Annotated in this window: 10 protein-coding genes and 1 pseudogene; 9 read left to right on the top strand and 2 right to left on the bottom strand. The window is 36.4% G+C overall.

The features are described 5' to 3' along the window. Window positions 1–22: 22 nt before the first annotated feature. Together KDW03_RS05130 and KDW03_RS05125 are read right to left on the bottom strand one after the other, a co-directional pair. Window positions 23–1,555, bottom strand: a complete 1,533-nt coding sequence (locus KDW03_RS05130; RefSeq protein ID WP_271436315.1) for a xylose ABC transporter ATP-binding protein — start codon at window positions 1,553–1,555, stop codon at window positions 23–25. 85 nt (window positions 1,556–1,640) lie between these two features. After that, window positions 1,641–2,648: a sugar ABC transporter substrate-binding protein gene (locus tag KDW03_RS05125; RefSeq protein ID WP_271436314.1), complete on the bottom strand. Its 1,008-nt coding sequence runs from the start codon at window positions 2,646–2,648 to the stop codon at window positions 1,641–1,643. A gap of 361 nt (window positions 2,649–3,009) precedes the next feature. On the opposite strand from KDW03_RS05125, the gene KDW03_RS05120 reads away from it, so the two are divergent. The 9 genes and pseudogenes from KDW03_RS05120 to cas2 all read left to right on the top strand — a co-directional run bounded on the left by KDW03_RS05120 (window position 3,010) and on the right by cas2 (window position 13,569). Next, window positions 3,010–3,999 (top strand): Gfo/Idh/MocA family protein, encoded by a 990-nt coding sequence (locus tag KDW03_RS05120; RefSeq protein ID WP_271436313.1) that lies wholly within the window; start codon window positions 3,010–3,012, stop codon window positions 3,997–3,999. 301 nt (window positions 4,000–4,300) lie between these two features. Next, window positions 4,301–5,414 (top strand): annotated as a pseudogene (locus tag KDW03_RS12525) (IS256 family transposase); the annotation flags it as partial. A gap of 189 nt (window positions 5,415–5,603) precedes the next feature. Next, window positions 5,604–6,284, top strand: coding sequence for a CRISPR-associated endonuclease Cas6 (locus KDW03_RS05105; protein ID WP_271436311.1), 681 nt, complete (start codon window positions 5,604–5,606; stop codon window positions 6,282–6,284). A gap of 23 nt (window positions 6,285–6,307) precedes the next feature. Continuing rightward, window positions 6,308–8,209, top strand: a complete 1,902-nt coding sequence (locus tag KDW03_RS05100; RefSeq protein ID WP_271436310.1) for a TIGR02556 family CRISPR-associated protein — start codon at window positions 6,308–6,310, stop codon at window positions 8,207–8,209. A 4-nt stretch (window positions 8,210–8,213) separates the two neighbouring features. After that, window positions 8,214–9,128, top strand: a complete 915-nt coding sequence (cas7b, locus tag KDW03_RS05095) for a type I-B CRISPR-associated protein Cas7/Csh2 (RefSeq protein WP_271436309.1) — start codon at window positions 8,214–8,216, stop codon at window positions 9,126–9,128. A 13-nt stretch (window positions 9,129–9,141) separates the two neighbouring features. Then, window positions 9,142–9,870, top strand: a complete 729-nt coding sequence (gene cas5b / locus KDW03_RS05090; RefSeq protein ID WP_271436308.1) for a type I-B CRISPR-associated protein Cas5b — start codon at window positions 9,142–9,144, stop codon at window positions 9,868–9,870. Beyond that, entirely contained in the window at window positions 9,857–12,193 is a 2,337-nt protein-coding gene (gene cas3, locus KDW03_RS05085; protein ID WP_271436307.1) for a CRISPR-associated helicase Cas3', read from the top strand. The genes cas5b and cas3 overlap by 14 nt, the downstream gene beginning before the upstream one ends. Window positions 12,194–12,221: 28 nt before the next feature. Further along, the gene (cas1, locus tag KDW03_RS05080) at window positions 12,222–13,238 is read left to right on the top strand and encodes a CRISPR-associated endonuclease Cas1 (RefSeq protein WP_271436306.1); all 1,017 of its coding nucleotides are present in this window, start codon (window positions 12,222–12,224) and stop codon (window positions 13,236–13,238) included. 1 nt (window position 13,239) lies between these two features. Further along, window positions 13,240–13,569, top strand: coding sequence for a CRISPR-associated endonuclease Cas2 (gene cas2 / locus KDW03_RS05075; RefSeq protein ID WP_271436305.1), 330 nt, complete (start codon window positions 13,240–13,242; stop codon window positions 13,567–13,569).

The raw sequence follows: 13,569 nt of genomic DNA, 5'->3' as shown, positions 1-13,569 counted from the left end.
CTCCTTCCAATATCTGCTTTTATCAACACGCCACAGGGGCATTACCCGTGCCACCGGTAGCATAATACATCACCGACTCCTGTGTTGCCTCCTTGGCATCCAGTTCTCCGGTTATTCTGCCTTCATGGATGACCAGAATCCTATCACTCATACCAAGAAGCTCAGGAAGTTCAGAACTAATCATGATCACACAAACACCTTCTTCTATGAGAGTATTCATGAGATTATAGATCTCAAACTTCGCTCCCACATCAATCCCCCTCGTTGGTTCATCAAGAATAAGCACCTTGGGTTTTGTAAGAAGCCATTTACCAATAATCACCTTTTGCTGGTTTCCTCCGCTTAAGTTTCTCACTTCCTGTTCCAGACTGGGTGTCTTCACACGGAGTTTGCTTACATAATGCTGGCTTTGTTTGATCTCTTCGTTTTTGTTGAGCACCCCATAACGAGAGAAACTCTTGAGGCTGGAGAGTGTCATATTCCTCATAACATCCATCCCTAATACCAATCCATACCGTTTTCGGTCCTCCGAGAGCAAACTGATCCCCTGTTTGATGGCATCTTCCGCCGAACGAATGGTGATTTTTTCTCCACCAAGAATAATTTCTCCCGAAACAACTTTTCCCCAGACGCCAAAGAGGCTCATGACCAGCTCGGTTCTCCCTGCCCCCATAAGTCCACCCAATCCAAGGATCTCACCACGTCGCACCTGAAAACTCACATTATCACACACTTTTTTATCGCTAGAGGGATCATATACTGTCCAGTTCTTTACTTCCATCACTACCTCTCCAGCCTTATGAGGAACGCGTGGATAAACATTGGTAATCTCTCGTCCCACCATGTGACAGATGAGCCGGTTTTCATCAAATTTTTCCTTCGCATCTGTAATAATCGTTTTACCATCCCGAAGAACGGTAATGGTATCAGCAATTTCTAATACCTCTGGCAAACGATGGGAAATAAAAATGGATGTGACCCCTTTTGCCTTAAGCTGACGGAGAATATCGAGGAGTTTTTCAGATTCTGTCTCTGTTAAAGCAGCTGTTGGCTCATCCAGAATAAGAATAGAGGCATTCTTGGAGAGTGCTTTGGCAATCTCTACAAGCTGTTGCGAACCAACTCCCAGATCACCAACCATCGTCGCAGGACTCAGAGGAAGCCCTACCTGTTTGAGAAGCGCCTCTGTCTTACGATAGGTTTCGTTCCAGTTAATCACTCCCCCCTGGACATTTTCGTTTCCCAGATAAATATTTTCCGCAATCGTCATCTGTTTGATAAGCGTCAATTCCTGATAAATAATAGCAATTCCAGCCTTTTCACTATCTGCAATATGATGGAATTTTTGTTCTTTGCTATCTACATAAATCTTGCCTTCATAGGTACCATACGGATACACCCCGCTCAACACCTTCATAAGGGTGGATTTCCCGGCACCGTTTTCCCCAACCAGCGCATGAATCTCCCCTCTTTTTACCCTAAAGGTAACACCATCAAGCGCTCTCACCCCTGGAAATTCCTTGACGATATTCTGCATCTCCAATGCATATTCCATAACTTTCACTCCTTCTCCCTCTTCACAAACCCCGAGAACCCCGGGACAGATAGCTGCCCCGGGTCACTTCAGGGTTGTCGTGGGGTTATTTTTTCTTGTAAACCTGTTTTCGTTTCAGATAACCACTCTCGATAAGCATCTTGTCTATATTAGACTTATCAACAACATAAGGAGTTAACAATACTGAAGGAACATCAATCTTGTTGTTGTTGACCTTACCGTTAATCTGATCAGCAATACTTTCTTTTTTAGCCATCTTAATAGCAAGCTCAATAGCTTTTGCACCAAGAAGACGAGTATCCTTGAAAATTGTCATGCTTTGTGTGCCCTCAACAATACGGATAGCTGCTGCAAGCTCTGCATCCTGTCCCGTAATAGGTACCTTTCCAGCCAAACCCTGAGCTGCCAGAGCCTGAATACATCCGCCAGCTGTACCATCATTTGGAGCAAGTACGGCATCAATCTTGTTCTTATTAGCTGTCAAAGCCTGTTCCATAAGCTTCTGAGCTTCTGCAGGCTGCCAATCCTTTACCCACTGATCCATAACGATCTTGATCTGTCCTTTGTCCACAAGGGGCTGAATGTACTTCATAGCACCCTCTCGGAAGAGTTTTGCATTGTTATCGGTAGGAGAACCGGCCAGAACCACATAATTTCCCTTAGGAACAAGTCTGGTAATATACTCACCCTGCAACTCTCCAACCTTCACATTGTCAAAAGAAAGATACACATCAACCTCACAATCCAACACAAGACGATCATAAGAAATCACAGGAATACCAGCTTTATGAGCTTTTTCTACTATAACGGAAGCACTGCTTGCATCATGAGGAGCAAGAATCAAAACCTGAATGCCCTGCGCAATCAGATTCTCACACTGCGCCACCTGCTTTGCAGCATCATTATCAGAGATCTGAACACGCAGATCCACACCCAATCTCTTAGCTTCTTCTCGCATTTTGATCCTGTCTCTTACCCATCTCTCTTCTCTCTGTGTAGGCAATGAAAGACCAATGCGAACCTTGGAAGCAGCAAACGTAAAACTTACCAATACCATAGAAAGCACCAAAACCAAACCAAAAACTCTCTTCATATTTTTCCTCCTTTTTTCCGGAAAAACACTTTACAACACCTTGTCCCCTTTTTCAGGGAAACCCCAAAAACCATTTTTTCCTTTTTTTGTTTCCTACTTTTGCCGTTTCACCTCCTTCTCTCAGATTTTCACATAAAACGCTTTTTTGCGTTTCTTCGCCCATATTGTACACCCTCTGGAAAAAGAGTCAATACGAAAAAAGTATGATTTTTTCAAAAATATTTTCTCATACGAAAAGATGAGTCTTCTTTTTTTCTCATACTTTTGGATGAAAAAGCCATAAAATACAAAATTTCCTTGACTTGTATGAGGAGACTCCCTATGATATAAAAGTAAATTTTATACCCTCAGGGAGGTAAGTATGAACAATCTTCATCTTGGAGTTCTGGGTTTTTCCAGACATTTTCAGAAAAGAATATTTCCCGCCCTGAAGAATGCTCAAAATATCACAATAAAGGCTCTTGCCTCCCACAATCCAGAAAAGGCTGAGGCGTTTGTCCGGGAAAACAAGATTGAAAAGCTCTATGATTCGTATGAATCTCTGCTCGAGGATCCTGACATCGATTTCGTGTATATTCCCTTGCCCAATCACCTCCATGTGGAATGGGTGAAAAAAGCCGCCGTGAAAGGAAAGCATGTTCTCTGTGAAAAACCTCTCGGGTTAACCTCTCAGGAGGTAGAAGAGTGCATAGCCATAGCGAAAAAGACTAACACAAAAATCATGGAAGCTTTTATGTATAAATTTCATCCTCAATGGATAATGACCAAAAAACTTATCCAGCAAGGAGAAATTGGAAAAGTACTTTCTATGCACTGCTTTTTTGGCTATTTTAACAATGATGCTGACAATATCCGCAATAAACAGGAATATGGAGGAGGGGCTTTAAGGGACATCGGGTGTTATCCCATTTCCGCAGCAAGATTTCTATCCGAAAAAGAACCTCAAAGAGTGATAGCAACCATGAAAAAGGATGAACGTTTCAAGACGGATGTTCTTACTTCTGCGATCCTGGATTTTGGGGATTTTCACGGTCTTTTCACCGTAAGCACTCAAGCCTTTTCTGAACAAAAGTTTTTTATTTATGGATCAGAGGGAAAAATTGAGATTCTTTTACCCTTTAATCCCTTGAGTGACCAGCCAGCAACCCTTCTTGTACAGAATGCCTCGGGTGAAAAAAAGTTAGAAATTCCCCCTGTTGATCAGTATAGACTGGAATTTGAAGCCTTTGCCACATCACTCATTGAAAACAAGGATCTGCCCTTTTCTCTCGAAGACTCTCTCTCTAATCAAAAGGTTATCGATCGTCTCTTTCTCTCTAATTCCCAGGAAACATGGAGTTCGGTGATTTAATTCTATACGATCCTGGAGACGAAAGGGAGAGAAAAGAGTTTGTCTCTAAATACCCTTAAGACAAGCTCATATTTAAAGAATGGTGGTAAATCAAGAGCCAACCCCTATTGCATGGGTTACATTTCTATTTCAATAAAAAGGTGACATTTTAATTTATTTGACAGAAAAAAGGCAGTGTATACTTAATTGTGTCTGGTAGGAAAAAGATAACCTCCTGTGATAATATAAATAAAACTATCACAGGAGGCCAGATATGATTGAGACGAAGAATATTTTAGAGCTATTCAAACCAATTGTCAAGGAAGTATTAGAGAGTATGTTAAAAGAGGAAAGAGAGATTTACCTGGAAAACAATCCTCCCACAAAAGGCAATGGCTTTTACGAAAGGGATTTAAAGACAGCTTTTGGCGAGCTTACAGCCATACGTGTTCCAAGAACAAGGGATAATGGATTTAAATGTGCCCTTCTTCCCTATCGCAAACGTATCACAGAAGACTTAGATGCATTAATCAGGGCTATGTTGATATCAGGAATGTCAACAAGGAAGATAGCAGAAGTTTTAAAAGAGCTTTATGAAATAAAGATTTCTTATGCTAACATCTCAAGGATAAGCCAGGTAGGCATAGAAGAGATTCAGAAGTGGCGTAGTCGCCCTCTCATGGAAGAATATGCCGTGGTATTTCTGGATGCTATGGTGTTTCCTATCAAGAGAGATAGGGTAGAAAATGAATCAATATATGTAGCTATAGGCATTACACCTGAGGGAAGACGGGAGATTTTAGGATACTACCTGCCAGGAGGCATGGAAAGTGCTTATAACTGGCGGGAAATTTTACAGATATAAGAGAAAGAGGTGTCAAACAGATTCATTTTATTGTCTCTGATGGCTTAAGTGGTATGAAAACGTCATAACAGAGATATATCCCCACGCAAAGTATCAGCCCTGTGTAGTCCATGTCATGAGAAACATACTGGCTAAAGTGAGAGTTCAACACAGAAATATCATTGCCACTGAAATAAAAGAGGTATTTCATGCCAAAGACAAACAGGAGGCAGAACAATTGTTTATGAAATTTACACAAAAATGGAAAAATATCTATCCCAACTTAATGAATAACCTCTTGACAATAAGAGAGAATATATTCACTTACATGGAATTACCTGAAGGAATACGAAGCATGGTGTATACAAACAATGCCCTGGAAAGACTCTTTAAAGAACTTAAAAGGAGATTAAAAACAATGGAAATGTGTCAAAGCGAGGCTTCAGTTGAGAAATATCTTTACCTGTTATTAAGATACCAAAATGAGAAGTTCTTAAAAAGAAAGTTAAAAAATTGGGAGTATTACTTTCAACTCTATCGTGAGCAACACTCATACACCAAAGAAAATATTCACAGCGAGGTTATCCTATGACTAGACACAATTTTCTTGACACAATGAGAAAAAAATTCAAAATAGTTGACTTTTTTCTAAAAATCTTTATAATTAAAGCATTCATAGAAAAATTTTAAGATAAAATAAAGGGGGAAAACTTTTCCTATGTATGAGCTTTTGATATACGAATTTTTCTTTATTTTAAAAAGAGCGTAAGAGGGTGGCTTTATGAAATACGCGATATTAACCTTCACACTTCCCATAGCTGTTCCTCCAAGATGGGCAGAAAAACTAAGAGGTTTTTTTGCCAATAGATACAGAAACAATCCTCTTTTCCATAATCATACAGACGATGGAAAAGACATTTATCAATATCCTAAAATCCAATACAAGGTTGTTCAAGGTCAATTTACCATAACTGGTATCTGTGAAGGAGCAGACTTAATTTCAGAGGAATTTGTCAAACACAAAGAACTTATCATCGAAGAAAACATTTATCCCGTTGTCACAAGTAAACTCGAAATGTTAGACGTCGATTTCAACGTTGTAGATGATTTCTTGAGTTATTGTTTTCTCAGTCCCTGGCTTGCTCTTAATCAAAAGAATTACGAACTTTACAGGAGAGGGGAGCTCGATCTTCAAAAGGTTTTGATAGCTAACATCCTCTCTGATCTCAAAGGTGTTGGGATATGGGTGAACAAGAAAATCATAGTCAAAGGAACATTTTACAAAAAAGAAATTACGTTAGACAATCAAAAAATTATTGGTTTCATGGGAAACTTTACATGTAATGTAACTATACCTTCTTTTATTGGAACGGGAAAACGTAAGAGTATTGGATTTGGGATCATTGTGAAGGATACCATGGGAGAGGAAGCTAAAAGAAGCAATGAGAAATTTGTAAGCTAAAGATATACGAGGAGGAGCAATCCATGCTTTCTACAATAAAAGATATTGGGAAACTGGTAGCAGATACCCAGGCTGCAAACACCATTGAAGAAAACATAGAAGGCAAAATCCTGTTTGTCAATCTTGATACTGTCAAATTAGAATATACAGGAATAGAAATATTAGAATATACAGGAATAGAAATAGAAGACTTTGACTCAGATAAAAGAGACTACTACTTATACAAAGCAGGAGCTTCAAAAGGCAATGCACCTGCTCCAATCTGTCCCATTACAGAGGTAGAAAAAACCTACAAAAAAATAGAGAGTTGGTTAAAACAATGCAATCAAAAAATAGAGAGTTGGTTAAAACAATGCAATCAAAAAATAGAGAGTTGGTTAAAACAATGCAATCAAACAAAAGACCCTTTAATAAACCATGCCGTTGGAATTCTCAGCCAAAAAAACTTTTATGCTCTGTATCTGCAAATGTCTTTAATTCTGTATCTGCAAATGTCTTTAATAAACCATGCCGTTGGAATTCTCAGCCAAAGAAGAGAAGATATTACTTCTGTGTTAGATAAAAAAATAAAAGATTTACCCAAGAAAAAAGGTGAAGGAAGATTCCTTTCTCTCAAGATTAACAAAAAATACCTTGGTGAATATGATATTTTAAAAAATTGCCTTATAAATTTGTCCGAAGAGAAATTAAAAAGGTCAGCAGGTTCAGGTGTATGCTCTCTTTGTGGATTATCTGACAAGGAGGTATCGGGCAAAACAAATGTCTTTAAATTCTATACCATTGATAAACCAGGATTTATTACTGGTGGATTCAAAGAAGCTCTTGCGTGGAAAAATTTTCCTGTATGTGGTGAGTGTAGAGCTTTACTGGAAAATGGAAAAGAATTCCTTAAGAAGAAACTCAACTTCAAATTCTATGGACTAAACTACTATTTGATACCGAGATTGCTCATAGGCAGTAAAGAGATCTGGGAAGAGATTCTTAATATCATGTCAGAAACCCCTAAAACCATCAGTCCAGAGGAAAAAATAAAAAAGAGAATTACGAATGATGAAAACGAAATACTTGAATATCTTTCAGAAAAAAAAGATGTTCTTACTTTGAACTTTCTTTTCCTAAAAGAGGAACAAAGTGCAGAAAGGATTTTATTATTAATTGAAGACGTATTTCCCTCAAGGATAAGAAAAATTTTTGATGCCAAAAATGAAGTTGATGAACTCTTTAATAAGAATTCTGATGAAAAGTTTACTTTTGGCACGATACGAACATTTTTCTCCAAATCAAGTGAAGGTAAGAGTGAAAATGACCTTGACAAATATTTCCTTGATATAATAGATAGTGTCTTTAAAGGAAAGAGGATTGATTTTAATCTCCTTGTAAAATTTTATATGGCCACTATTAGAAGAGAAGTTATCAATGAAGGCTATTTTACTTTCAGAGTAAAAGATGCTTTAATGAACATAAAATTCTTTGAAAATCTTGGTATAATAACCTTCGAGGAGGTAGAGAATATGGAGGAAAGTAGACTTAACAGTATTTTTAATCGTTTTGGAAAATCTTTGAAAACCCCTGCTAAAAAAGGTATTTTTTTATTAGGAGTATTAACTCAATGGCTTCTCAACAAACAATGGGCTGAGAGAAATGCCAGACCCTTCATGAAAAAGCTTAAAGGTTTGAGGATGGATGAAAAGGATATTAAGGCGCTTTTACCAGAAGTGCAGAATAAACTTGAGGAATACGATTCCTTTGACCAGGGTAAAAGACTGATCGCCTCCGAAGCATCAACGTATCTCCTTGAAGCTGGAGACAATTGGAAAATGTCAGTAGATGAAATTAATTTTTACTTTGCTTGTGGTATGAACATTGCTGAAGATGTGTCTGATATTGTTTATCCAAACAACGGAAAAAAAGAAAAGGAGGAATAAAGTTATGTCAGAATTGGTCAAAAACCGTTCAGAGATTTTGTTTCTTTATGATGTGAAAGATGCTAATCCAAATGGAGATCCTGTAGATGAAAACAAACCAAGAATTGATGAGGAAACAGGTGTGAATATTGTTACAGACGTAAGGTTAAAGAGGACTATCAGAGATTATCTCCATAAGTATAAAGGGAAAGATATTTTTATCCGTGAGATACGAGATGAAAAAGGTATGTTAAAAACAAAAGAAGACAGATTAAAGGATTTTGAGAGTAATCCAGAAAAGGTGATAAGAAATTGTATTGATATAAGATTATTCGGCGCCACTACAGCAGTGGAGAATCAAACAATGGCATTAACAGGACCAGTTCAATTCAAATACGGCAGATCACTCCATAAAGTTGACCTTACTTACATAAAAGGGACTACAGTTATGCCATCAGCAGCGGGACGGAAGCAAGGCACATTTATGGAAAGGTATATCTTACCGTATTCTCTTATAGCTTTTTATGGCATTGTTAATGAAAAGGTAGCAGTGAATCAAGGAATAGAACTAAAAGAAGAAGATGTTTCTTTAATGCTTGAGGGTATCTGGAATGGCACTAAGAATCTTACTTCGGCCTCGAAATTCGGACAAATGCCAAGGTTACTTATGCAAGTAATTTATAAGGGAGAAAATTTCTACATAGGAGAGTTAGATAAACGTATATCATTGAAGACCGACAAAAATCCTGAATCTATCCGTGATATTTCAGAAGTCAAAATTGACATCACAAAACTTGTGGAAATACTGAACTCCTATAAGGACAAAATTGAAAAGATACGGCTAAAGGTTGACGATAGGGTTACTTTTATAGCAAATGGCACAGATGTTGATTTAAAATCAGCGTTAAGTGCTTTTACCATTGAAGAGCTTACTTTTTGAGTGAAGGGATACTATGAAAGTCTTAGTCTTTGATATATGGGGAGACTACGGGCATTTTCGTAAATTTTATACTACTACATCACCTCTTACTTTTTCATTTCCTCCACCACCAACAATTGCTGGTATCTTAGGAGCTATATATGGTACAGATAAAAACTCGAACGAATATCTAAAAGTATTTGGAACTGAAAAATGTAAAATTGCTTTGCAAATACTCAGCCCTGTAAAGAAGGTAAGAATGGGGCTTAATCTCTTGGAGACAAAGGGAACAAATTTAAGACTTCCCATGAGTGATAAAAATCTTGCACCTCGCACACAGATAAGGACAGAATTTCTTAAAGACCCTTGTTTTAGAATTTATATAAGCCATGAGGATGAACAGGTCTTTAATAAACTCTCTGAAGGTATCCAAGAACACAAATCTGTTTACACAGTCTCTCTCGGCTTGAGTGAGCTTCTTGCTAACTTTAAATATGTTGGGCTTTACGATTCTTATGAGAAAACGAGTAATAAAGCGGTAGAGCTATGTACTCCTGTTACAGTGGATAAATTGATTGAAGACAAGATTGAGATCGAACAGAACAAGAAATATTTTAAGGAGAAAATTCCTATTAAAATGAATCAAGAACGAATAGTAGAAAAATATGAAGATGTAATTTTTGAGTCTGATGGAAAAACTCTCAAAGCAACCGTAAAAAGCTATTATCAACTGGAACAAGGGGTAAACATTGTGTTCTTCTAATCTTTATTCTCATCCTGACGTACTACTTGAAGACCATCTAATAGGTGTAGCTCAGTTCTCAGAGTTATTCCTTTGTGAAAAACCACCAGAGATACAAGAAGAACTTAGAGACATCGTAAAAATTATCGCTCTTACTCACGACATAGGCAAGGCAACATCTTATTTTCAATGTTATCTAAAAGCTAATGATAAAGAAAAAGAAGAAATCAAGAAAAAAAAAGAAACTCACCACAGTCTTTTTTCAGCTATCTGTGCTTATTTTATCGTAAAAGAAAAAAGAGCTGAAAAATTTTTTCCTCTTTTTAGTTATATTGCAGTAAAAAGGCACCATGGAGATCTTATAGATGTTTTAGATGAGATTTCACTCTTTACTGACGAGGAGAAAAAACTTCTCCTTCAGCAACTTGATAGTATTGATGAGAAGTCGTTTAAAAAACTTGCCTCTAAACTTAAAAAAGAAGGGCTTCCCATATTTCTCACAAAAGAGTGTATTCGAGGTTGGATAGAAAACTTTCCAGAAGAACTGAAGAAATTAAAGAAAGAAGTAAGAAATCTAGATAAAGATGTTAGACATTATCTCTATTTAAATTTCCTTTATTCTTTGCTACTTGATGCAGACAAGAATGAAGTAGTAGTAAAAACTCGGGATATTTTTGAAAGAAAGACATTCAACACCTCCGATTGGGTAAATAATTACAAAAAAAATAAAAAATTTGATTTTTCAAGTATAAATCCACTGAGAGAAGAAGCTTATCAAGAAGTTATGAGTAAGGAGATCTCTTTAGATAAAAAAATCTATTCTCTCAATCTTCCGACTGGTCTGGGAAAGACTTTGATCTCTTTATCCTTTGCATTAAAGCTCAGAGAAAAATTGAAAAATGAAAAGAATATACATCCTCGAATCATCTATGCCTTGCCATTTCTCAGTATTATTGAGCAAAACTTCAGTGTTTTTGAATCTGTGATAAAATCAAACCATCTTGAACCTACTTCTGACATTTTATTAAAACATCATCATCTCTCAGGGATTTCTTATCAAAAAGAAAACAACGAATTCGAGACAGACGAAGCAAAAATTCTTATAGAAGGATGGAACTCTGAAATAATAGTAACAACCTTCATGCAACTATTTCATACTTTGATTTCCAATCAAAACAAAAATCTTAGAAAATTTCATAAACTTTCTAACTCTATTATTATACTCGATGAAGTTCAATCTATACCTATAAAGTATTGGTCATTACTACAAACTATTATGAAGAAACTTTCTGATAGCTTAAATGTCTATATCATATTTGCTACTGCAACAGAGCCCTTGATATTTGAAAAAAATGAAATCACAAGCCTTGTAAATAAAGATTCATATTTTTCCAGTCTAAACAGAGTTTTATTAATACCCGTTTTAGATAAATCAAGAACATTAGAAGAGCTTTTTAATTATTTTCAATTAGATAATGGAAAATCTTACCTATTTATTTTTAATACTATTGCTTCGGCAAAAAGATTTTATGAGATGATCGAAAATCTATCCATATCCCATACTTTCCTTTCTACTCATATAACTCCCAGAGAAAGATTGCAACGTATTCGAGAGATTAAAGCCAATATGTACCAAGTTGTTATCACTACACAACTCGTAGAAGCAGGAGTGGACATAGATTTTGATATTGTAGTAAGAGATATGGCACCACTGGATTCTATTAACCAGGCAGCGGGAAGATGTAATAGAAATAACAATTCTAAAAGTAAAGGAGTGGTCTATGTTTTTGAACTAAAGGATGATAACGATCGTACCTATGCTTCCTATATATACGATTGTGTCTTGCTTGATATAACTAAAAAAATTCTTTCAGAAAAAGAGGAAATAAAAGAAGATGAATTTTTGAAACTGATAGAAGATTATTACAATGAAACCAAAAACAAGAAAACACAAAATGTATCAAAAAATCTTTTAGAAGCCATTGAAAAACTTAAATATGATACTGAGGATAAGAATGTACCCTCCATTTCTGCATTTAAGCTCATAGAAGAAGATTATAACAAAATAGATGTTTTCATAGAATTCGATGATATAGCAAAAGGTGTTTGGCAAGATTTTCTAAAAATAAAAGAAATAGGCAACCGATTTTTGAAAAAACAACACTTTGACTCGATAAAAGACCAATTTTATCAATACGTCATATGTGTACCAGCAAGTATAAAAAACTCTCTAGAACTTGTTAATGGAATTTACTACTTAAGTAATGATAAACTCCGTGAATTTTATGATTTAGAGACTGGTTTTATTACGGAAGGCATGACTTCTTCAGCCGTTGTGTTGTAATGGTTTTTAACAAGGAGGTTTGTTTTAAATGCTTCTCTTCCTCGTTACCTTTGGATCCTTCCTCCATGTACGAGATGGTCTCATCACTGTCAAAATAGGAGAAAAAGGAGAAGAAAAGCGATTCTCCCCCAAAAAGATAGAAAGCATCTTCATAACCTCCGGAGCCGCCATCTCAACAGACGTCATCTCTCTCTGTTATGAAAACAACATTGATATTGTTTTTCTCAACAAATTTGGTGACCCTATAAGTAGAGTATGGCACAGCAAACTTGGTTCCACTACTCTCATCAGAAAAAAGCAGTTAGAAATTAGTACTGGAGAGACTGGTACAAAATACGCCAGATACTTTATTAACAAAAAATTTGAAAATCAACTTGAATGGATAGAAAAACTCATAAAAACCCGTCCCAACCACAAAAACATTCTTCAAAACCTCCAAGAAACCATCATCAAACATAAAAACAGTTTAAACGAAGTAAACGGTACCATAGAAGAAATACGAAACACTCTTCTTGGCATTGAAGGATCAGTTGGAAGAGAGTACTTCAAAACCATAAGTCAACTTTTGCCTGAAAGCTTTCAATTCGAGGAGAGAAGTCGAAATCCAGCAAAAGATGAATTTAACGCTGCTTTGAACTATCATTATGGTATCTTATACAGTCTCGTAGAAAAAGCTTGCATACTTGCTGGAATAGATCCTTTCATAGGTATCATGCATGTCGATAACTACAATAAAAAAAGCTTTGTCTTTGATGCCATCGAGATGGTCAGAATCTACGCCGAAGAAAGCACTCTCTATCTTTTTTCAAACAGGAAACTAGGAAAGAAAGACTTCCAAAAACTTCAGAATGGTGTGTTGATTGAAGACAATGGGAAAAAGACCATCATCGAACATTTCACAGCCTTTTTAGACGAACCTATCCGTTATCGAGGAAGAAACATCAAAAGAAAACATATGCCCCTTTTTGAATTGAGACATCTCGCCAACGAATGGCTCCAAAACGAAAGAGAACAATTTGAAAAACTTGAAATAGAGGAGGTATAAAATGATAGTATACATAGTCTATGACATCGAAAGCACCAAAGCCGGAAACAGAAGACGAAACAAAATAGTAAAAAAACTTGAAACAATAGGCTTATACAGGATCCAAAAATCTGTATTCGTAGGCAATATAAACAAAAACGAAATTGACGAGATGGCTGTCTTCTGTGAACGTCTCATTAAAGAAGCTCTCAAAAACGAAGAAAGAGACGCTCTTTCTGACAAAATCTATATTTTCCCCGTCTCACAAGAAAATTTTGAAAACGTTCGAATGATTGGCGAAGAGTTTGACAAAGATATGGTGTCAGACAAAATCAAAGCCCTGATAATATAA

Origin of the sequence: Thermospira aquatica, assembly GCF_023525255.1 — a bacterium.
GTDB classification, from domain to species: Bacteria; Spirochaetota; Brevinematia; order Brevinematales; family Thermospiraceae; genus Thermospira; species Thermospira aquatica.
The sequence above is the reverse complement of the archived record's forward strand: the minus strand, read 5'-3'. Positions and strand labels throughout refer to the sequence as shown.

Excerpts from the sequence above, each read along its gene's own strand:
- KDW03_RS05130 (WP_271436315.1), bottom strand. The coding sequence starts at position 1,555 with ATGGAATATGCATTGGAGATGCAGAATATCGTCAAGGAATTTCCAGGG.
- KDW03_RS05125 (WP_271436314.1), bottom strand. The coding sequence starts at position 2,648 with ATGAAGAGAGTTTTTGGTTTGGTTTTGGTGCTTTCTATGGTATTGGTA.
- KDW03_RS05120 (WP_271436313.1), top strand. The coding sequence starts at position 3,010 with ATGAACAATCTTCATCTTGGAGTTCTGGGTTTTTCCAGACATTTTCAG.
- KDW03_RS05105 (WP_271436311.1), top strand. The coding sequence starts at position 5,604 with ATGAAATACGCGATATTAACCTTCACACTTCCCATAGCTGTTCCTCCA.
- KDW03_RS05100 (WP_271436310.1), top strand. The coding sequence starts at position 6,308 with ATGCTTTCTACAATAAAAGATATTGGGAAACTGGTAGCAGATACCCAG.
- cas7b (WP_271436309.1), top strand. The coding sequence starts at position 8,214 with ATGTCAGAATTGGTCAAAAACCGTTCAGAGATTTTGTTTCTTTATGAT.
- cas5b (WP_271436308.1), top strand. The coding sequence starts at position 9,142 with ATGAAAGTCTTAGTCTTTGATATATGGGGAGACTACGGGCATTTTCGT.
- cas1 (WP_271436306.1), top strand. The coding sequence starts at position 12,222 with ATGCTTCTCTTCCTCGTTACCTTTGGATCCTTCCTCCATGTACGAGAT.
- cas2 (WP_271436305.1), top strand. The coding sequence starts at position 13,240 with ATGATAGTATACATAGTCTATGACATCGAAAGCACCAAAGCCGGAAAC.